Here is a 20296-nt window from a genome sequence, read left to right on the forward strand (position 1 = left end):
CCGCTCAGCCACGCTCGATCCGGTAGGCCAGCCGCGCGCCCATCTTGGCCGCGCCCACCATCGCCAGGGTCCGGCGGGCCTTGTGTATCACGGCCTGCTTGATCGCCACCTGGTCGAAAACCTCGCAGCTCATTGGATAACCTCCGTGCTGCGCACTGCGGTGCGAGCCCCTTCGGGCGGCCGGGCGGGGCTCATTGGATAACCTCCGTGCTATGCACTGCGGTGCGAGCCCCTTCGGGCGGCCGGGCGGGGCTCATGCCGCCTCGGCGCCGCCGCGACGGCATCTCGGGAATCAGGCTTCCGGATAGAGCCCGCGCACCCGCGCTTGCAGGCGCGTGAGTCCGAGCAGCGCGTCGATGCAAGGCGTGGCCAGGCCGATGTGCCGGGCGATCTCGTGCACCACGCCCACCAGCGGGTCGAGCTCGATCGCGCGCCCGGCCTCGACGTCCTGCAGCATCGAGGTCTTGAAGGCGCCGAGACGGCGGGTCACCGCGCAGCGCTCCTCGCCGCTCTGCTCGATGGGGCAGCCGATGCGCTCGCCGATGCTGCGCGCCTCGGCCATCACGTCGAGGCAGAAGCGCAGCACCAGCGGATCGTCGAGGATGCGGTCGCAGCTCGCGCCGGTCAATGCCGAGACCGGGTTCATCGTCATGTTGCCCCAGAGCTTGTACCAGATGTCCTTCTGGATCGCGGGCGAGACCTCGGCCTCGAAACCCGCCCCGCGCAGCAGCGTCCCCAGCGCCTCCACCCGCGCGCTGGTGCCGCCCGCCGGCTCGCCGAGGATCAACCGCTGGCCGAAGCCCTGCCGGACCAGCCCGGGCTCGGGCATGGAGCAGGTGGCATGCACCACGCAGCCGATCACGTGCGGCGTCGGGATGGCCTTGGCGATGCGGCCCTGCGGGTCCACCGAAGCCAGCCGCAGGCCGGCCCACGGCCCGCCGAAACCATCGAAGAACCACCAGGGCACGCCGTTCATCGCGGTCAGCACCAGCGTGTGCGGCGCCAGCAGCGGCGCCATGCTGCGGGCGACGCTGTCAAGGGCCTGGCCCTTGACCGCCACGACCACCACGTCCTGCGGGCCGAGCGCGGCGGGATCCTCGGCCACCTCCACCGGGGCCTGCAGGAAGGCCCCGTCGCTCGTCTGCAGCCGCCAGCCGTGCAGGCGAAGCGCGGCCGCGTTGGCGCCGCGCGCGACCGCGGAGACCGTCGCCCCAGACGCCGCCAGCCGGGCGCCAATGAAACCGCCGATCGCGCCAGCGCCGTAGATGTTGACCTTCACGCCTTTCGTCACCATGCCGTGTTTTCCTCGTCTTGCTTGTCCGCTCCGGGGCGGATCGCCCCGGGCTCTATGATCCTGCGCTGTCCGAATCGCTTCTTTTCTTTTTCTCTCTGTTCCGTTCGCCGCCACGCCGTGACCGACCGCTCCCCTGCCCACCCGCCCCTGCTCGCCCGCCTGTTCGGCCCCTGGGTGCAGGAGCTGTCGCCCGCCAGCTTGCGCGCCGATCTGCTGGCCGCGCTGCTCGGCGCGGTGCTGGTGCTGCCGCAGGGCATCGCCTTCGCGACCCTCGCCGGGCTGCCGCCGCAGTACGGGCTCTACACCGCCATCGTGCCTTGCGCCGTGGCGGCGCTGTTCGGCTCGAGCCGGCACGTCGTCTCCGGCCCCACCAATGCCAACTCGCTGGCCCTGTTCGCGATGCTGACTCCGCTCGCGCTGGCCGGCAGCCCGGCCTACATCGAACTGGCCCTCGCGGTCACGGTGCTGGTGGGCCTGATGCAGACCACGGTGGCCTTGCTCAGGCTCGGCTCCATCGCCAATTTCATCTCGCCGGCCGCCCTGCTGGGTTTCACCGGCGGGGCTGCGGCGCTGATCGGCGTGCATGCGCTCAAGGACCTGGCCGGCTTCGGCCGTGCCGCCGGTACCAGCGCGCCGGCCGTGCTGCAGTACCTGGCGACCCACATCCAGGCCGTGCATCCCGGCGCCCTGATGGTGGGCCTGCTCACGCTGGTCGTCGCGCTGGGCCTGCGGCGGCTGCGGCCGCGCTGGCCGGTGATGCTGATCGGCCTGGCGGCCGGCACGCTGCTGGCAGTGCTGCTCAAGCAGCAGGGCGGCCGCTGGAGGGTGGCCTCGGTCGGCGCAGTGCCCTCGGCCTGGCCGCCGTTTCACGTCCCGCGGGTGGACCTCGATGCACTGCCCGAGTTGCTCGGCCTGGCCTTCGCGCTGACCATCGTCGCGCTGGGCCAGTCCATCTCGATCGCCAAGGCCGTGGCAGCGCGCTCCGGGCAGCGCCTGGACGCCAACCGCGAGTTCCTCGGCCAGGGCCTGTCCAACCTGGTCGGCGGCTTTTTCTCGTCCTACGTGTCCTGCGGGTCGCTGAACCGCTCGCTGCCCAACCTCGAGGCCGGCGCGCGTACGCCGCTGGCCGCGCTGTTCTCGGCGGCGCTGCTGGTCGCGCTGCTGGCCGTCGCCGCGCCGCTGCTGGGGCTGATTCCGCTGGCCGGCATCGCCGGTCTGCTGTTGCTCATCGCCTGGAACCTGCTCGACCTGCCGCGCTGGCATCGCCTGGCCCGTACCGACCGGACCGAGTTCGGCATCGCGGCGGCGACCCTGGTGGCGACCGTCACGATCCGCCTGGAAACCGCGATCCTGCTCGGCACCATCCTCTCGCTGGTCTGCTACCTCTGGCGCACCTCGCGGCCGGCGATGCGGACCATGGGTTTCGACACGATGGCCGAGGAGCGTCCTTTCGTGGTCGTCGACGACCGCGCCGACGCACTGCCCGAATGCCCCCAGCTCAAGCTGCTGCGCATGGAAGGCTCGGTGTATTTCGGCGCGGCTCAGCATGTTGCCGACCGGCTGCATGCCCTCAGGACCGGCCCCCAGGCGCCACCGCACCTGCTGGTGATGAGCAAGAGCATGAACTTCATCGACGTGGCCGGGGCCGAGGTCTGGGAGACCGAGCTGGCGAAACGGCGTGCCGCGGGCGGCGACCTCTACTTCCACCGCCCGCGCCCGCCCGTGGTGGAGATGTGGGAGCGCAGCGGCTTCATCGAGACGCTGGGGCGCGACCACATCTTTCCGGACAAACGTTCGGCCATCGCCGGCATCTTCGAGCAGCTCGATCCGCGCGTCTGCGCGGCCTGCCGGGCGCGCGTCTTCTGGGAGTGCGACCGGGCGCCCTTCGAGCCGGCGAGCCCGGGCGAAAAAAAACCCCCGTCGGCCCGGCCGAGCGGGGATTTACCTCCCAGAGAATCCGCCGCGTCGACGCCGTCCCTGGCAGACGGGGAGCGAGCCTCAGGCGGCGAGCCGGGAGTCCGGCTCGACTGAACGCAAGGCCCTTCCGAGAGCGGCAACCGCGCTGTCGATCTGCGCGCCGGTGATGACGAGCGGCGGCGCCAGCCGCACGACCGTGTGGTGGGTGTCCTTGCTCAACACACCCTCGGCCATCAGTGCCTCGCAAACCGCGCGCGCGGAGGCAAACCTCGGATCGATCTCCACGCCCACCAGCAGGCCCTTGCCACGCACCTCCCGCACCGCGGGATGCTGCAGCGCCAGCAGGCGCTCGCGCAGGTAGCGGCCCTGGCGCTCCGCCTGCTCCGACAGGCCCTCGCGCTCCAGCAGTTCGAGCGCGGCGAGGCCGACAGCGGCCGCCAGCGGGTTGCCGCCGAAGGTGCTGCCGTGGTCGCCGGGACCGAACACCGACATCACGTCCTCGCGCGCGACAAAGGCCGAGACCGGCAGCAGACCGCCGCCCAGCGCCTTGCCCAGCGTCACCGCATCGGGCAGGACGCCTTCGTGCTCGCAGGCCAGCACGCGGCCGGTGCGGCCCAGCCCGGTCTGCACCTCGTCGCAGATGAGCAGCACGCGGTGCCGGGTGCACAGCTCGCGCACAGCGCGCAGATAACCCGCCGGCGGGACCACGATGCCGGCCTCGCCCTGGATGGGTTCGACCAGGAAGGCCGCGGTGTGCGGCGTGATGGCGCGCTCCAGTGCGGCCACGTCGCCGTAGGGCACCTCGACGAAGCCCGGCGCGAAGGGACCGAAACCGTCGCGGTACTGGGCTTCGCTGGAGAAGCCGACGATGGTGGTGGTGCGGCCGGCGAAGTTGCCGGCCGCGACGATGATCTGCGCCTGCCCCTGGGGCACGCCCTTGACGCGGTAGCCCCATTTGCGAGCCGCCTTGATCGCGGTCTCGACCGCCTCGGCGCCGGTGTTCATCGGCAGCGCGCGCGCCAGGCCGGTCAGCCGGCAGAGCTTTTCGAGGAAGGGTCCGAGCCGGTCGGTGTGGTAGGCGCGCGAGGTGATGGCCAGGCGCTGCGCCTGTTGCGTCAGCGCCTCGACCAGCTCGGGCCGGCTGTGGCCGAAGCTGACCGCCGAGTAGGCCGACATCATGTCCAGGTAGCGCCGCCCCTGCTCGTCCCAGAGGTAGACGCCCTCGCCGCGCGTCAGGACCACCGGCAGCGGGTGGTAGTTGTGGGCGCCCCAGCGGTCTTCGAGTTCGATCGCACTCGCGGTCGCGGGTGCCGTGGACAGAGTGCTCTGGGTCATCGTGGGTCTCTCCGAATGCTTCGAGTCACTCTAGGCCTCTGGCCGCGAAATTTGCGTGCCATTTGTTTTGCATCCCGGCCGTCTCAAGAAATAATCGTGCACACCCTAGGGGAAACACGATGTCGCACGCCGAACTCGACGCCCTCGACCGCCGCATCCTGCAAGTGCTGCAGGAGGACGGCCGCGCCTCCAATGTTGAGCTGTCGCAGCGGGTGCACCTCTCGCCCCCGCAATGCCTGCGGCGGGTGCGTTCGCTGGAGGAGCGCGGTGTGATCCGGGGTTATGCCGCCCAGGTCGCGCGCGAGGCGCTGGGCTACCCGGTGATGGCCTATGTCAACCTCAACATCGACCGCGAGCACTTCGGCCGGGTGCGCGAGCTGGAGAAGCTGCTCGGCAGCTTCCCCGAGATCATCGAGTGCCATTGCGTCTCCGGGGATCACGACTACCTGCTGAAGGTGGTGGCGCGCGATCTGAAGTCGCTGTCGCAGTTCCTCACCGACCGGCTGATGCAGGTGCCAGGTGTCGACGACGTGCGCTCGATGATCTGCATGGAGGAGATCAAGCCGCCCTCGGCGCTGCCGGTGGATTGAAGACGCGGCATCATGGCAAGGCCGAGACTGGCGGCCTTCCCCACTCATCGTCCGCTGCGGCGGAGAAAGGACACCCGATGAACCCCACCCCGGCGCCCTCCCAGAGCTTCCAGGTGCAGGGCATGAGCTGCAGCCACTGTGTCGCCGCGGTCACGCGCGCGGTGCAGGCGCTCGATCCCGAGGCCCGCGTCGATGTCGACCTGTCCAGCGGCAGCGTCCGCATTGCCAGCGGCCGCCCGCGCGAAGCGCTGGCGCAGGCCATCGTGGACGAAGGCTACGCGGTCGCGAGATGACCGGGGCGGCTTGCGATGTCCCAGGCGCGCGCTGGACGCGATCAGAACAGCCACCACACCGCGCCCAGGCTGAGCGCGGGCACGAACAGCAGCACGAGCACACGCAGCACGTCGCTGGCAATGAACGGCAACACGCCGCGGTAGGTCTCGCCCATCGGCACGCCCTTGCAGACACTGTTGACGACGTAGACGTTGAGGCCCACCGGCGGCGCCACCAGGCCGATCTGCACCACCATCAGCACCAGGATGCCGAACCAGATCGCCTTGTCCTGCATGTCCAGGCCCCACAGGTCCAGGCCCATGATGGCGGGGAAGAGCACGGGGATGGTCAGCAGCACCATCGACAGCTCGTCCATCACGCAGCCCAGCACGACATACAACAGCAACACGAAGGCGACGATCACCAGCGGCGCGATCTCCAGCGCCGCCACCCACTGCGCCAGCCGGACCGGCATCTGGGTCAGGGCCAGTGAGGCGTTCATCATGTCGGCGCCGAGGAAAATCATGAACACCATCGCCGAGGTCTCCGCCGTGCCGAGGAAGGAGCGCCTGACGCCTGCGAGGTTCAGCTCGCGCCTGGCCAGCCCGGCGACGAAGGTGCCGAGGGCGCCGATGGCCGCGCCCTCGGTGGGCGTGAACCAGCCTTGGTAGATGCCGCCGAAGACGATCACGAAAACGGTCGCGATCGGCCCTACCCCGAGCAGCGCCTTCCAGCGCCGGTTCCACGGCAGCGGCTCCATCGGCTGTGCCAGCTCCGGCCGCGCGCGGCAGTACAGCGCGATCACGACGATGTAGCTGATGGCCGCGATGAGGCCGGGCACGAAGGCCGCGGCGAACAGCTTGGCGATGTTCTGCTCGGTCAGGATGGCGTAGACCACCAGCGGCACCGAGGGCGGGATCAGGATGCCCAGCGAACCGCCGGTGGCCAGCACGCCGGTCGACAGCCGGCCGTGGTAGCCATGCGCCTTCATCTCCGGATAAGCCACCTGGGCGACGGTCGCCGAGGTCGCCACCGACGATCCGCACACCGCGCCGAAGGCGGTCGCCGCCAGGATGGCCGCCATGCCGAGGCCGCCGCGGATGTGTCCGACAAAAGCGGCCGCCGCCCGGAACAGCTCGCGCGAGAGCCCGCCCTGCGTCGCGAACTGGCCCATCAGCAAAAACAGCGGGATCACCGAGAGGTCGTAGACCGTCAGCCGCGCCACCGCCGAGCCCTTGAGCGTGTTGAGCAGCGCCAGCTCGCTGGTCATCGCCCAGTAACCCAGCGCGCCGGGAACGAACATCGCGGCCGCGATCGGCACGCGCAGCGCCATCAGCGCCAGCATCGCGGCGAACATCGTCACGCCGACCGCCGTGCCGCTCACTGGCTAAGCTCCGTGCTGCGCACTGCGGTGCGAGCCCCTTCGGGCGGCCGGGCGGGGCTCATTGGGTAACCTCCGTGCTGCGCACTGCGGTGCGAGCCCCTTCGGGCGGCCGGGCGGGGCTCATTCGGTAACCTCCGTGCTGCGCACTGCGGTGCGAGCCCCTTCGGGCGGCCGGGCGGGGCTCATCCCGCCACCTCGGGCAGCTCGCGCTGCCTCAGGTGCCCCCAGGCCTGGTAGAGCGCCACCGCCAGCGTCAGTGCGAAGCCCGGCGCCAGCACGGCGTAGACCACCCACATCGGCAGGCCGAGGATCATCGAGGTCTCGTGCGACTCCTGCACCGAGACCGCGCCGGCCGCGGTGCGCCAGGCCAGCAGGGCCATCATGGCCGACATCGTCAGCGCGCCCAGGCCGTCCAGCACACGCCGGGTGCGGGCGGCGGCGCGCACGGTGAAGAAGTCGACGGTGATGTTGGCGCCGCGCAGCTGGCACCAGGGCAGGCACAGCGAGATGCACAGCGCGATGCCGAACTGCGTCAGCTCGACATCGCCAGGTAGGGGCGCTGCCCAGAGGGCTCGACCGACGATGCTCGCGGTCGTGAGGAAAGCAAGGGCACAGGCCGCGAGGGCACCGGCCAGCGCGAACACCAGCGCCGTCGTGCGCAGGAAGACAAACATGGGGCTCCAGGGCCGGACGCCGGCAGCAGCCGGTGCGCGCCGAAGGCGAGCACCGCGCCGCGCCGCGCGGCAGGCATCACTTCTTGTACTTCACCAGCAGGTCGCGGGCGTCCTGGAGCATCTGCTTGCCGGGCAGGCCGGCCTTGTTCATGTTGGACACCCACTCGTCGTACAGCGGCGCGGAGGCCTTGATCCAGTGGTCGAGCTCGGTCGCCGGGATCGTGTAGAAGGTGTTGCCCCGGTCCACCGCCGGCTTGCGGCCCACCGCCTGGCTCTCGTCCCAGATCTTGCCCGCGGTGGCCGAGAAGCCAGCCCCGCTGTTGCGGTCGATGATGGCCTTCAGGTCGGCCGGCAGGCTGTGGTACTTGGCCTGGTTCATCGCCAGGATGAACAGCGCCGAGTACAGCGCCGGCCGCGAGGGCTCGGTCTCCGAGTGGAACTTCACCATCTCCTGCAGCTTGACCGAGGGAATCACCTCCCAGGGCAGCAGGAAGCCGTCGATGACCCCCTTGTTGACCGCCTCCGCCACCGCCGGCAGCGGCATCGCTACCGGGGTCGCGCCCAGTGTCGCCAGCAACTTGTTGGTCATGCGGGTCGGGGCTCGGAACTTCAGGCCCTTCAGGTCCGCCATGGTCTTGACCTGCTTCTTGCTGGTGTGCAGATAGCCTTCATCGTGCACGCTGAACATCAGCGGCCTGAGGCCCGGGAACTCCTTCTGAGCGTACTTGGCATAGAAGTCCCAGGCGGCTCGGGCGCCGGCCTCGGCCGAGTTGGTCATGAAGGGCAGCTCGAACACCTCCATGATCGGGAAGCGCCCGGCCGTGTAGCCCGGCAAGGTGAAGGCGATGTCGACCACGCCGTCCTTGGCCTGGTCGACCAGCTGCGCCGGCGTGCCGCCCAGCTGCATGGCCGGGAAGATCTGGCACTTCATCCGCTGCTTGGACTCGGCGGCGATCCTGTCGCACCAGGGCTGCAGCACACGCACCGGCGGCATGGCCTGCGGATTCCAGAAGTGGTGGACCTTCAGCGTGACTTCCTGCGCCGCGGCGCCGACACTCAGGGCGGCAGCGGCCACGGCCAGGCCGCACAGCTTGAGCAACTTCGTCATGAGGACAAGTCTCCGTCTCGATTTTCTCGGAGGCCCGTGCGCCTCCGATCTCAGCATCAGGATGCCCAGGCCCTCTCCGAGGGCCCCGGCTCGTGCGACCGGAGTCCCTGCCTCACCGCTTGCCGGCAGGCAGCACCGTGCCGGCACAGTCCCCGAATCCAATGCGTCGGAAACCGTCGCGCTGGCACTGGGCTCGCAGGATCACAGTATCTCCATCAGCCAGGAATGTGCGAGTCTCACCGTTCGCTAATCGCACCGGCCTTTTTCCTCCGCACGTTAGTTCTAGCAGCGAACCACCCTGCCCGTCCTCCGGGCCGGACTGGGTGCCGGAGCCGAGCAGGTCACCGGGCTGGAGGTTGCAGCCGTTGACGCTGTGGTGGGCCACCATCTGCGCGACGCTCCAGTAGGCGTCGCGGAAGTTGGACTGCATCAGGCGCTCCGGTGCCTGACCCGCGGCTGCCATGCTCGAGGTCTGCAGCCAGACCTCCAGTGTGATGTCGATGGCGCCCTGGCGGCGGTTGACTTCGCTGTCCAGGTAGGACAGTGGCTGCGGGTCCCCGGCGGCGCGGGTCCACGCCGCGCGGAAGGGGGCGAGCGCCTCCATCGTGACGATCCAGGGGGAGATCGTGGAGGCAAAGTTCTTGGCCAGAAAGGGCCCGAGCGGCTGGTACTCCCAGGCCTGCAGGTCGCGCGCCGACCAGTCGTTGAGCAGCACCAGACCGAACACATGATCCTCGGCCTGCTCCATCGCGATGGGGCTGCCCAGCGTGTTGCCGGTGGCGATGAAAGCGCCCAGTTCGAGCTCGTAGTCGAGCCGCTTGCTGGGGCCGAACTCCGGCGTGTCGGCTGTGCCCTTGGTCTGCCCCTGGGGCCGCAGGAAGGACTGGCCGCTCACGCCCAGCGAGGACGAGCGGCCGTGGTAGCCGATCGGCACCCACTTGTAGTTGGGCAGCAGCGGGTTGTCGGGGCGGAACAGCTTGCCGACCGCGGTGGCGTGGTGTATGCCGGTGTAGAAGTCCGTGTAGTCGCCGACACGGCAGGGCATCGCGTGCTCGATGTCGGCCTGGCGCAGCAGCGCCGCCTGCAACGCCGCCTGCGCGGTGCTGCCACTGCGCAGCGCCTCGGACAGCGCGCGGCGCAATGCGCGGCGAGCATGAGGGCCTTGCGCCATGAAGGCGTTCAGTTCACCGTGCTCGCAGCCCGCGAGCGAGCCCGCCACCTCGCGCGGCAGCAGGCCCGCATCGCGCGCCGCCAGCAGGTCCACCACATGGTCCCCGATCGCGACGCCGGGGCGGAAGGTTTCGCGGCTGCCGGCGCGGCGGAACACGCCGATCGGCAGGTTCTGGATCGGGAAATCGGTGGCCGGGTGGTTGGCGCTCTCGACCCAGCTCTGCAAGCCGGCGTCGTGCGTGTCGTCGATCTGGTACATGTTCAGTCCTTCCTGAAGGAGTTCTGCAAGCCTTGCCAGCATTCCGGATAGGCCGTGTCGAGCGCGCCGCCGTCCATCGCGAACTGCGTCGGCACGAAACGGAAGCGGCTCTCGAACATGAAGGCCAGCGTGTGGTCCAGCTTGTGCGGCGCGAGCACCGCGGTGCTGGCCTTCTCGAAGGCCTCGGCGTCGGGGCCGTGCGGCACCATGCAGTTGTGCAGCGAGGCGCCGCCCGGCTTGAAGCCCTCGGGCTTGGCGTCGTACTGGCCGTAGACCAGGCCCATGAACTCGCTCATCAGGTTGCGGTGATACCACGGTGGACGGAAGGTGTCCTCGGCCACCATCCAGCGCGGCGGGAAGATCACGAAGTCGCAGTTGGCGGTGCCCGGCGTGTCCGACGGGGAGGTCAGCACCGTGAAGATCGACGGATCCGGATGGTCGTGGCTGATCGAGCCTATCGTCATGAAATGCTCGGTGTTGTACTTGCACGGCGTCAGGTTGCCGTGCCAGGCCACCACGTTGAAGGGTGTCTGCGCCATCGGGGCGCGCCACAGGGCGCCGCCGTACTTCTTGATGAGCTCATAGCCGCCGGCGTCGTGCTCGTAGGCCGCCACGGGAGCCTGGAAGTCGCGCGCGTTGGCGAGTCCGTTGGAGCCGATCGGGCCCAGCTCCGGCAGGCGGAAGTGGGCGCCGTAGTTCTCGCAGACGTAGCCCCGCGAAGGACCGTCGGGCAGCTCGACCTTGAAGACCACACCGCGCGGCAGCAAGGCGATCTCGCCCGGCCCGACCTCCAGCACCCCCATCTCCGTGACGAGGCGCAGCCGACCCTGCTGCGGCACCAGCAGCATCTCGCCGTCGGCGTTGACGAAGGCGCGCCGCTCCATCGAGCGGTTCGCGAGGTAGACGTGGGCGGCCATGCCGGCCTGGGCTTCGACATCGCCGTTGGCCACCAGGGTGCGCATGCCGTCGACGAAGTCGGTGGGCGCCTCGGGAATCGGAAACGGGCGCCAGCGCAGCGGCTCGGGCGGCGTGGCGATGCCGCCGGCCGCACCGGTCTTCCACCCCGGCTGGGCATAAGCAGCGTAGCGGCCCGACACCACCGAGGGCTGGCTGCGGTAGAGCCAGCTGCGGCGGTTCTCGGCACGCGGCGCCGTGAAGGCCGAGCCGGAGATCAGCTCGGGATAGAGGTCGAAGGGCGCGCGCTGCGGGCTGTTGCGGCCGACCGGCAGCGCACCCGCGACCGCTTCGGTGGCGAACTCGTTGCCGAAGCCGCTCTGGTAGCTCAAGGCGGAATGGCTCATAAATAACTCCTCAGGAAGATGCCAGCTTTGCCCCTCTTCTCCTCCAGGCCGGCCTGGGAGGCAAAAGTTTTCGTCGGGCTGCAGCTCATCGGGACGCCAGGCAGACCGCCGCAGCAGCGGCGGTCCGATTAATCTTTGTCGAAGTAGTTCGTCATAAGCGAATCGTGAGTTGATCTTAGTTAATTGGTTTGCTAATGTCTAATCACGAAGGGCTCCCCGACGGGCAACCAAGGGAAAACCCCGAGCGCAGCCGGCGGCGTGGCCGCCTTGCGGCATGCTTCGGCCCCTGCACCTGCACAAGCGAGACTGAGCGTGGACGACGACAACAAGACCGACCGGGACCGCCGCGGCATCCAGAGCGTGGAAGTGGGCGGCCAGCTGCTGCTCGCGCTGGCGCACCACGGGCGTCCCATGGCCCTCAAGGACTTGGCGCGCGAGGCCGGCATGGTGCCGGCCAAGGCGCATCCCTATCTGGTGAGCTTCGGCAAGCTGGGGCTGATCGAGCAGGACGCGACCAGCGGCCGCTACGGCCTCGGGCCGCTGGCCTTGCAACTCGGTCTCATCAGTCTGCAGCAGGCCGATCCGGTGCGGATCGCGACCCCCCTGATCGCCGAGCTGGCCCAGCGCATCGGCCACACCGTCGCCATCGCGGTCTGGGGCACCCGCGGTCCCACCATCGTGCGGCTGGAGGAGTCGCCGGCGCCGGTGCATGTCAGCATGCGGCACGGCACCGTGGTGTCCGTGACCGACACCGCGTCCGGCCGCCTGTTTGCCGCCTACCTGCCGCCCGGGCAGGTCAAGGCGGTGCTCGAGGACGAGCGGCGCCGCGAGAGGGCCGACCGCGGGCCGCCGTCGCCCGGCATGCCGCGGCCCGAGCCGCTGCCGACCTGGAAGGAATTCGAGCCCCAGCTGGCCGAGGTGCGCAGCCACGGCATGAGCCGCTCCGAAGGCGCGGTGATCCAGGGCGTGAGCGCGATGTCGGCACCGGTCTTCAACCACACTGGGACGATGGTGCTGGCCGTGACGGCCATCGGCCCCTCGGGCCTGTTCGACACCCGCTGGGACGGACTCATCTCGCAGGAACTGCAGCAGTGCGCCCGCACGATCGGCCAGCGGCTCGGAGAACGCCTGCCTTGAAGACGGTGCCGGCCCTCAGCTGCGCCCGCCTATCATCCCGCTGATCTGGTTGGCCGCGCCGAGCAGCTTTGGCAGGAAACGCTCCAGCATCACCACCGGCGGCGTGCGATGCTGCTGGCCGCTGACGTTGATCGCCGCCACCACCTCGCCGTGCCGCCCGCGGATGGGGGCAGCCAGCGATACCAGCCCCTCCTCCAGCTCTTCCGCCACCAGGGCCCAGCCCTGCAGCCGCGCCTGCTCCACCAGCTCGGTGAGGCGCTTCACGTCGGTGACGGTCTTGGGCGTGCGCGGCTCCGGCGGGCTGGCCGCGAGCCGGGCCTGCACAGCGTCCGGCGCCAAACCCGCCAGCAACACCCGGCCCATCGAGGTGCAGTAGGCCGGCAGCCGGCTGCCCACGCCCAGGTTGATCGCCATGATCTTGTGGGTCGGGACGCGCAGCACATACACGATGTCGCTGGCGTCGAGTACCGCGGCCGAGCAGGACTCCTTGATCTGCTGCACCAGGTTTTCCATCACCGGCTCGGCCAGGTTCCACAAGGGCAGCGAGCTGAGATAGGCAAACCCGAGGTCCAGGATCTTGGGCGTGAGCCGGAACAGCCGGCCCTCGGCCTCCACGTAACCCAAGTGCTGTAGCGTGTGCAGGATGCGACGCGCGCCGGCGCGCGTCAGCCCGGCGCGCTCGGCCACTTCGGTGATGGTTTGGGCGGGCGCCTCCGCGCTGAAGGTGCGCACCACGGACAAGCCGCGGGCGAAAGACTGCACATAGCTGTCGCCCGGCTCTTGCCGTGCGGGCGGGGCGCCGCCCGGGGCCGGGCTTGAGGGGTCTTGCATGAGAGGCTACACTTGTTCTTATATTGAACTAGTGTTCAATATAAGAACTTTTCTCGTTCAACTCAAGACCTTGTTCTGCCTCCGCCCATGATCAACAAGATGTGCCCTTCCGTTGAAGCGGCGCTGGCCGACATTCGCGACGGCGCCACGGTGATGATCGGCGGCTTCGGCGGCGCGGGCCAGCCCTCCGAGCTGATCGACGGGCTGATCGCGCAGGGGGCGCGCGATTTGACGATCGTGAACAACAACGCCGGCAACGGCGAGACCGGGTTGGCCGCGCTGCTCAAGGCCGGGCGGGTGCGCAAGATCATCTGCTCGTTCCCGCGCCAGGTCGACTCCCACGTGTTCGACGGCCTCTACCGCGCCGGGCGCATCGAACTGGAACTGGTGCCGCAGGGCAACCTGGCTGAGCGCATCCGCGCGGCAGGCGCCGGCATCGGCGCCTTTTTCACACCCACCGGTTACGGCACGGAACTGGCGCGCGGCAAGGAAACCCGCGAGATCAACGGCCGCATGTACGTGCTGGAGTTGCCTATCCACGCCGATGTCGCACTGATCAAGGCCGAGCGCGGCGACCGCTGGGGCAACCTGGTCTACCGCAAGACGGCGCGCAACTTCGGGCCCATCATGGCGAGTGCCGCCCGGCTCACGGTGGCTTCGGTGTACGAGGTGGTCGAACTCGGCACGCTGGACCCCGAAACGGTGGTGACGCCCGGCCTCTACGTCCGACGGCTGGTGCAGGTGCCGCGCAGTGCCACTGGCCCGGCCGGCTATCGGCACGCCGCCTGAGGAGGCGCCGGTGAGCCAGACCCCGAAATGGAGCCGCGACCAGATGGCCGCGCGGGTGGCGCGCGACATCGAGGACGCATGGTCGTCAACCTCGGCATCGGCCTGCCCACGCGGGTCGCCAACCACCTGCCGGCCGGCCGCGAGGTGGTGCTGCACAGCGAGAACGGCGTGCTCGGCATGGGCCCGGCCCCGGCCGCGGGCAACGAGGACTTCGACCTCATCAATGCCGGCAAGCAGCCGGTCACGCTGCTCGACGGCGGCTGCTTTTTCCACCATGCCGACAGCTTCGCGATGATGCGCGGCGGCCACCTGGATGTCTGTGTGCTGGGCGCCTTCCAGGTCGCCGCCAACGGCGACCTCGCCAACTGGCACACCGGCGCGGCCGACGCCATCCCGGCGGTCGGCGGCGCGATGGACCTCGCGATCGGGGCCAAGAAGACCTACGTGATGATGGAGCACTTGACCAAGGCCGGCGACAGCAAGCTGGTGGAGCGCTGCAGCTACCCGCTCACCGGCATGGCCTGTGTCAGCCGGGTCTATACCGACCTGGCCGTCATCGACCTCGGCAGCGGCGGGCCCCGAGTGATCGACATCGTCGAAGGACTGGACTTCGACGACCTGCAAGGGCTCACCGCCGTCGCGCTGGTCGACGCCCGTTGAGCCCGCCGCTCCCTTACCCTCGCGGACCGGCCTCCTCATGAACCATGCTTTCACCTGCGACGCCGGTGACCCTGCCGCAGAAGAAGGGGGGAAGCTGTCGTCGTCTCGCGCGAGGCGCTGGCGAAGCTCAAGCCGGCGGTTCGGCCCAGGGGCAGCGTGACCGCCGGCAGCGCCTCGGGCATCAACGACGGCGCCTGGGCGCTGCTGCTGGCCGACGAAACCAGCGCGGCACGCCACGGCCTGACGCCGCGCGCCCGGGTCGTCGCGATGGCGACGGCCGGCGTACCGCCGCGCATCATGGGCATGGGCCCGGCTCCGGCCACCCGCAAGGTGCTGGCGCTGGCAGGGCTGAGCCTGGCGCAGATGGACGTGATCGAGCTCAACGAGGCCTTCGCCGCGCAAGGCCTGGCGGTGCTGCGCGAGCTGGGTCTGCCCGACGACGACCCGCGCGTCAATCCCAATGGCGGCGCGATCGCGCTGGGTCATCCGCTCGGCGCCTCAAGCGCCCGACTCGCGACCACGGCCGTGAACCAGTTGCATCGCAGCGGTGGCCGCTATGCCCTGTGCACGATGTGCATCGGCGTGGGCCAGGGCATCGCCCTGATCCTCGAAAAGGTCTGATCCTTCCCGCGTCCCGGGGTCGGAGCCGCCGCCCCCGGCGCTAACCCACTGTCGAGAGTGCCAGGACGGGAAATTCCCGAGCCTGGACAACGTTACTTTGTCGTCGCAATGACAGGTCGGCAAAGCTGCAGTTCCTAGCATCGGGCCGCCCGTCCTCGACGGGCCTTGCCTGTCCCCGCAGATGCCAGGAGCTGCACCATGGCCTCCACGCCGACTTCCCGCCACCCCGGCACCGTCCGCCCCCGCCGGCGACTCCTGCTCGCCGCAGCCGGCATGGCCGCCGGTCTCGGCGCGCCCCTGGTGCATGCGCAGCCAAGCAGCACGATACGGCTGCGCCAATCGATCGCGCTGTCGGGTCCGCTGGCCGACCTGGGCCAGGCCGTGCACAACGGCGCCAAGGCGTGCTTCGACGCGCTGAACGCGCAGGGCGGCGTCAATGGCGCGAAGATCGAGCTGGTGGCCCGCGACGATGCCTATGAAGTGCAACGTTCGGTTCAGAACCTGCACGAGTTCATGGCCGACAGCTCACTGTTCGCCCTCTTCAGCTGCCTGGGTACGCCGATGGTGGAGGCCGCGCTGCCCCTGCTGAAGGGCACCGATGTGCCCTATTTCGCGCCCTTCACCGGCGCGCGGGCCGCGCGGCCCAAGGACTTCGACAACGTGTTCAACGTGCGCGCCAGCTATGCCGAGGAAACCGAGCAGCTGGTGCAACACATCTCGACCGTCGGCCCGCGCCGCATCGCGGTGGTCTACCAGAACAACAGCTTCGGCAAGGAAGTGCTGCTCGCCGCCCAGGCCTCGCTGGTGCGCCGCGGGCTCGCCGTCCTGGCGGCCGAGACGATAGACAGCGACGGCCGCGGCGCCGAGGCGGCGGCCAAGACACTGGCCGGGGTCCAGCCCGAGGCGGTGCTGATGGCACTGGCGGGCCGGCCAACCGTGGAGTTCGTGCGCCACGCACGCGCGCTGCGCCGCAGCCTGCCCCTCTACGCGCTGTCGGTGCTGGGCGGTGCCGGCACGCTGACCTCGCTGGGCCACCAGGCGGTCGGCATCACGGTCAGCCAGGTGGTGCCACTGCCGACCAACACCATGCTGCCCGTGGTGCGCGACTTTCTTCAGGCCTGGCGCTGGTTGGGCAGCACCATCGAGCCTTCGCACATGGCCTTGGAGGGCTACATCAACGCGCGCGTGTTCATCGAGGCGCTGCGACGCGCCGGACGCAACCCGAGCCGCACCGACTTCATCCAGGCGACCTGGGGCCTGAAGCGTTTCGACCTGGGCGGCTTCCTGGTCAACTTCTCGGGACCGGGCAGCAACGCCAGCCATTTCGTCGACCTGACCATGGTCGGCCGCGGCGGCCGTTTTATCCGCTGAGACCCTCGTGCACGCCGACGAACTCCCGCAGCAGCGGCTCGAAGGCTTCGGGCTGCTCGAGCATGGCGATGTGCGAGGCGCCGTCCGCGATCGCTGCCAAGCCGCCCGCGAAGAGGGGAAGACAAGCGACCCGTCGCGCGGCCGGTCCGCTTCAGACGCCGGGCGCCGCATCAAAGCCCGCGGCCTGCTCGCGCAGGGCCTGCAGCTGCTGACGCGCGATGGCCGCCGCCGGTGCGGCGGCAGCCTCGATACTGAACAAGCCATCCAGCTCGGCCGCGCCGCCGGCGCCGGCGCCCCGCAGCTCCGGCTCGCGCTCGAGCGCGTCGAGCGCGACCTCGCGCAGGTGGCGCCGCTCGCGCAGCGCCTGCTGCGTCAGGCGCTCCATCAGCGTGTGGGCGGCCGCCTTGCCGAGGCTGGCGGCCCAGTGCATCTCGACCGCCTCGGCAAACACCAGGCCCTGCAGCGCGTCGATGTTCTCGCGCATGCGCTGCGGTGCCACCTGCAGCCCCGGCGCGGCCTCGGCCAGCGCCTTCAGCGCGCCGTGGGCCGAGATGAACAGGCCGGCCCACTCGGCGATCTCGGCCTGCCAGTTGCCCAGCCCGCGTTCGTGCTCCTGCGGCATGGCCGCCAGCAAGGCGGCGACACGATGCGGCGCCCGCAGCGCTGCGGCCAGCGCCACCATCGAGGCGACCGGATTGCGCTTGTGCGGCATCGTCGAGGAGCCACCGCGTTCGGCCCCCGCGGGCTCGGCCAGCTCGCCGATCTCGGCCTGGGCCAGCAGCGAGAGGTCCCTGGCCAGTTTGCCGAGCACGCCGCACAGCAGGCCCACCTCGACCCCGAGCGCCACCCACTCGTCACGCTGGGTGTGCCAGGCCGCGGGCGGCAGGCGCAGCTGCAGGCACTCCGCCATGCGGCGGGCCACGGCCGGGCCGCATCCGCTCATCGCCGAGACCGTGCCCACTGCCCCGCCGAGCTGCAGGCTCAGCGCGCGTGCCGCGGCATCGCCCAGGCGGCGCCGGCAGCGCAGCAGCGGAGCCGCCCAACCCGTCAGCTTGAAGCCGAGGCTCAGCACCTGGGCCGGCTGCATCAGCGTGCGTCCGAGCACTGGCGTGTCGAGATGTGCTTCGGCCAGGTCCAGCAGCGCGGCGCAAAGCGCCGCGAGGTCGCGGTCGAGCAGCGCGACGGCCCGGCGCGTCAGCAGCACCAGGCCGGTGTCGATGACGTCCTGGCTGGTGCTGCCCCAGTGCACATGGCCGGCCGCCTGCTTGTCGAACAGCGCCACCGTCTCGGTCAGCTTCTTGACCAGCGGGATGGCGATGCTGCCGGCCCGGCCGCTTTCCCCGACGATGGCACCGACGTCGTAGAGCTCGGCCTTGCAGACGCCCGCGATGGTCTGCGCCGCCGCGGCGGGCACCAGGCCTTCGGCGGCCTGGGCCTGCGCGAGCGCGGCTTCAAAGTCCATCATGGCTTGGACCACCGACGTCTCGCTGAAGATGTCCAGCATTTCGGGCGTGGAGAGAAAACCTTCGAAAACGAATGCCGACATCGCGAGCGGTGGGAGGAGGAAACAACCGCAGCGGGACCGCGGCGATCGGCTGAGCCGGAAGGGGCCGGGGTCACAGGGGGCAGTGCGATAAACGCACGTTTGTGTGTCATGCGAACCGGTTGTTGAATCTAGGCTATATTGCCCGGCGCAACAAGCGGTTTTCCGACGCCAGGTCGCGCCCAGCACACCGGTCAGTGCGAAGAGCGCGCGCAAGGCAGAAGGATGGGTGGGTGGCAAGAATGGATTCTCAAGACACGGCGTTCACGATCCAGAAGCGCGATTTCATTGCCGGACTGGAGAAGGGGCTGGCAGTGATCGAGGCCTTCGACCAGCAACAGTCGCGCCTGTCGATGACGGAGGTGGCGCAGCGCACGGGCCTGACCCGGGCGGCCGCGCGGCGCTATCTGCTGACGCTCACCCAGCTGGGTTATGTGTCCTACGACGGCCGCATGTTCTCGCTGGCGCCCAAGGTGCTGCGGCTGGGTCAGTCCTACATGCACTCGGCCCGCCTGCCGCGCATCGTGCATCCGCAGTTGCACAAGCTCGCGCACACCTTGCAGGAAGCCTCGTCGGCCGGCGTGCTGGACGCGAGCGACGTGCTCTGCGTCGCGGCCACCACGGCGGGACGCATCGTCTCGGCCACCCTGCAGCCGGGCACCCGGGTGCCGGCCTATTGCACCGCCAACGGCCGCGTGTTGCTGGCCGCCCTGCCGCAGGAAAAGGTGGACGCCTGGCTGGACCAGCAGACCCTGCATGCGCTGACCTCTTACACGGTCACCAACAAGGAGCGCTTGCGCATCGAGATCGCCCGCGCCCGATCGCTCGGCTATGCCACGGTCGACCAGGAACTGGAGCCGGGCTTGCGAACGCTGTCGGTGCCGCTGAAAAACCTGCGTGGCGATACCGTGGCCGCACTCAATGTGAGCGTGCATGCCGCGCGCATGTCGATCAACGACCTGCAAGAGCGCTGCCTGCCGGCGCTGCTGCAGGCCCAGGCGCAGATACGCAACCTGCTTTGACCCACCGCCGCCTGGCGCCAGGACGCCGCGGCGGCGCGCCTCAATGCACCCCAGCCGGGATCGCCCCGTGGCGCACGAAGGTGAAGTTCTGGTTGTCGATCCAGAAGATGCCGTAGCCGTTGCGCTGCAGCTTGCGCACGATCGCCCGGATAGCGGCCAAGCGCTCGTCAGTGGGGAAGCGGAACTCGTCGAACTCGACCAGCAGCAGGTCGACCTCGACCCCGTCTTCCAGCATCGATTCGAGCACCGGGATCTCGGCGCCTTCGATGTTCATCTTGAGCAGCGCCAGCCGCTCGTGGTGGTTCTCCTCCATGACCTGCCTGAGCCGCTTGGTCTTCACCTCGATGGTCTGCCGCGTGTGCTGCAGGTTGGTGAGGCTGTAGGAGACGTGGTTGCTGTCCTGCGGCGCGAAAAACTCCAACACGCCTTCGCTGCTCCAGATGCCGATGTCGTGGAAGGTGTAGTGCGGGTTGCCGCGGGTCAACTCTCTCACGTAGGCGATCGAGCGCGGGGTCGGGTCGAAACCGTGCACCTCGCACTGGAAACGCTCGATCAGTCCCAGGTCGAAGGAGATGTCCTCCCCACAGCCCACGCAGTAGCACACGTCGCCCGCGTGCAGGGTATTCTCGGGAACGGTCCAACCGCCATAGTCGCTGCCCAGGCGCAGCTTGTGCGCACTGTTGGACAGCGTGCGCAGGTAGTCGCCGAAGACCCCCGCTTTCAGCGCGTTGCGTGAGCTTCTCAGGTGAGCCAGCGAGCTTTTCGGAAGCACCCGCCTCACCGCGGTTTTCAGTGCAGACATCGCGACAGCCTTTGCAAAGGGTCCTGCCCGTCGCGCTGGTGGCACCGCGCCGCCAGCCCCGGCTACCTCAAGCTAGTCGCTGAAGTGCTGCATACCAAAGCGAATATGAGAGCAAGTGCAACAAGATCTTTAAGCCGGGCGAGGGCGGCGCGATCACACGCAGCGTCACTTTGCCCCGGCACCAAGGACTGTGGCTACGCCTGCGCGGCAGTCCG

Annotated in this window: 18 protein-coding genes and 2 pseudogenes; 9 read left to right on the forward strand and 11 right to left on the reverse strand. The window is 69.4% G+C overall.

Going from position 1 to position 20296, the window contains the following annotated elements:
* Window positions 1-4: 4 nt before the first annotated feature.
* Window positions 5-133: a hypothetical protein gene (locus tag OOT46_RS14275; protein ID WP_265404283.1), complete on the reverse strand. Its 129-nt coding sequence runs from the start codon at window positions 131-133 to the stop codon at window positions 5-7.
* 159 nt (window positions 134-292) lie between these two features.
* Window positions 293-1294, reverse strand: a complete 1002-nt coding sequence (locus OOT46_RS14280) for a 2-dehydropantoate 2-reductase (RefSeq protein WP_265404284.1) — start codon at window positions 1292-1294, stop codon at window positions 293-295.
* Window positions 1295-1411: 117 nt separating this feature from the next.
* Between OOT46_RS14280 and OOT46_RS14285 the strand changes: the two genes are divergently transcribed.
* Window positions 1412-3325 carry a SulP family inorganic anion transporter gene (locus OOT46_RS14285; RefSeq protein ID WP_265404285.1) on the forward strand — a complete coding sequence of 638 codons (1914 nt, stop codon included), beginning with the start codon at window positions 1412-1414 and terminating at the stop codon, window positions 3323-3325.
* Here the strand turns inward: OOT46_RS14285 and rocD are convergent.
* Entirely contained in the window at window positions 3293-4546 is a 1254-nt protein-coding gene (gene rocD / locus OOT46_RS14290; protein ID WP_265404286.1) for an ornithine--oxo-acid transaminase, read from the reverse strand. The two genes, OOT46_RS14285 and rocD, sit on opposite strands and share 33 nt — an antisense overlap.
* A 119-nt stretch (window positions 4547-4665) precedes the next feature.
* Between rocD and OOT46_RS14295 the strand changes: the two genes are divergently transcribed.
* Window positions 4666-5136 (forward strand): Lrp/AsnC family transcriptional regulator, encoded by a 471-nt coding sequence (locus OOT46_RS14295; protein ID WP_265404287.1) that lies wholly within the window; start codon window positions 4666-4668, stop codon window positions 5134-5136.
* A 77-nt stretch (window positions 5137-5213) separates the two neighbouring features.
* Complete coding sequence (locus OOT46_RS14300) at window positions 5214-5429, forward strand: heavy-metal-associated domain-containing protein (RefSeq protein ID WP_265404288.1); 216 nt, start codon at window positions 5214-5216, stop codon at window positions 5427-5429.
* A 41-nt stretch (window positions 5430-5470) separates the two neighbouring features.
* Here the strand turns inward: OOT46_RS14300 and OOT46_RS14305 are convergent, their stop codons facing one another.
* The 5 genes from OOT46_RS14305 to hmgA all read right to left on the reverse strand — a co-directional run bounded on the left by OOT46_RS14305 (window position 5471) and on the right by hmgA (window position 11305).
* Complete coding sequence (locus OOT46_RS14305) at window positions 5471-6793, reverse strand: TRAP transporter large permease (RefSeq protein WP_265404289.1); 1323 nt, start codon at window positions 6791-6793, stop codon at window positions 5471-5473.
* Between the two features lie 182 nt (window positions 6794-6975).
* Entirely contained in the window at window positions 6976-7467 is a 492-nt protein-coding gene (locus tag OOT46_RS14310; protein WP_265404290.1) for a TRAP transporter small permease, read from the reverse strand.
* A gap of 76 nt (window positions 7468-7543) precedes the next feature.
* The gene (locus OOT46_RS14315; RefSeq protein ID WP_265404291.1) at window positions 7544-8575 is read right to left on the reverse strand and encodes a TRAP transporter substrate-binding protein; all 1032 of its coding nucleotides are present in this window, start codon (window positions 8573-8575) and stop codon (window positions 7544-7546) included.
* Window positions 8576-8687: 112 nt separating this feature from the next.
* The gene (gene fahA, locus OOT46_RS14320; RefSeq protein WP_265404292.1) at window positions 8688-10004 is read right to left on the reverse strand and encodes a fumarylacetoacetase; all 1317 of its coding nucleotides are present in this window, start codon (window positions 10002-10004) and stop codon (window positions 8688-8690) included.
* A gap of 2 nt (window positions 10005-10006) precedes the next feature.
* Complete coding sequence (gene hmgA, locus OOT46_RS14325) at window positions 10007-11305, reverse strand: homogentisate 1,2-dioxygenase (RefSeq protein WP_265404293.1); 1299 nt, start codon at window positions 11303-11305, stop codon at window positions 10007-10009.
* Window positions 11306-11617: 312 nt separating this feature from the next.
* Between hmgA and OOT46_RS14330 the strand changes: the two genes are divergently transcribed.
* A complete protein-coding gene (locus tag OOT46_RS14330) occupies window positions 11618-12442 on the forward strand; it encodes an IclR family transcriptional regulator (RefSeq protein WP_265404294.1) in 825 nt (274 codons plus the stop codon).
* A 15-nt stretch (window positions 12443-12457) separates the two neighbouring features.
* Here OOT46_RS14330 and OOT46_RS14335 read toward each other — a convergent pair whose 3' ends face one another.
* Complete coding sequence (locus OOT46_RS14335) at window positions 12458-13273, reverse strand: IclR family transcriptional regulator (RefSeq protein ID WP_265404295.1); 816 nt, start codon at window positions 13271-13273, stop codon at window positions 12458-12460.
* 87 nt (window positions 13274-13360) lie between these two features.
* Between OOT46_RS14335 and OOT46_RS14340 the strand changes: the two genes are divergently transcribed.
* The 4 genes and pseudogenes from OOT46_RS14340 to OOT46_RS14355 all read left to right on the forward strand — a co-directional run bounded on the left by OOT46_RS14340 (window position 13361) and on the right by OOT46_RS14355 (window position 16714).
* A complete protein-coding gene (locus OOT46_RS14340) occupies window positions 13361-14062 on the forward strand; it encodes a 3-oxoacid CoA-transferase subunit A (protein WP_265404296.1) in 702 nt (233 codons plus the stop codon).
* Window positions 14063-14105: 43 nt separating this feature from the next.
* Window positions 14106-14722: pseudogene (locus OOT46_RS14345) on the forward strand (3-oxoacid CoA-transferase subunit B).
* Between the two features lie 59 nt (window positions 14723-14781).
* Window positions 14782-15343: pseudogene (locus OOT46_RS14350) on the forward strand (3-oxoadipyl-CoA thiolase); the annotation flags it as partial.
* 198 nt (window positions 15344-15541) lie between these two features.
* Window positions 15542-16714, forward strand: coding sequence for an ABC transporter substrate-binding protein (locus OOT46_RS14355; protein ID WP_265404297.1), 1173 nt, complete (start codon window positions 15542-15544; stop codon window positions 16712-16714).
* 151 nt (window positions 16715-16865) lie between these two features.
* Here the strand turns inward: OOT46_RS14355 and pcaB are convergent, their stop codons facing one another.
* Window positions 16866-18260: a 3-carboxy-cis,cis-muconate cycloisomerase gene (pcaB, locus tag OOT46_RS14360; protein ID WP_265404298.1), complete on the reverse strand. Its 1395-nt coding sequence runs from the start codon at window positions 18258-18260 to the stop codon at window positions 16866-16868.
* A 239-nt stretch (window positions 18261-18499) separates the two neighbouring features.
* On the opposite strand from pcaB, the gene OOT46_RS14365 reads away from it, so the two are divergent.
* Window positions 18500-19279, forward strand: coding sequence for an IclR family transcriptional regulator domain-containing protein (locus tag OOT46_RS14365; protein ID WP_265404299.1), 780 nt, complete (start codon window positions 18500-18502; stop codon window positions 19277-19279).
* Window positions 19280-19319: 40 nt separating this feature from the next.
* On the opposite strand, the gene OOT46_RS14370 is transcribed toward OOT46_RS14365, so the two are convergent.
* Window positions 19320-20081 carry an FkbM family methyltransferase gene (locus OOT46_RS14370; protein ID WP_265404300.1) on the reverse strand — a complete coding sequence of 254 codons (762 nt, stop codon included), beginning with the start codon at window positions 20079-20081 and terminating at the stop codon, window positions 19320-19322.
* Between the last annotated feature and the right edge of the window lie 215 nt (window positions 20082-20296).

The organism is Aquabacterium sp. A7-Y, from assembly GCF_026153205.1.
Taxonomy (GTDB): Bacteria; Pseudomonadota; Gammaproteobacteria; order Burkholderiales; family Burkholderiaceae_C; genus Caldimonas.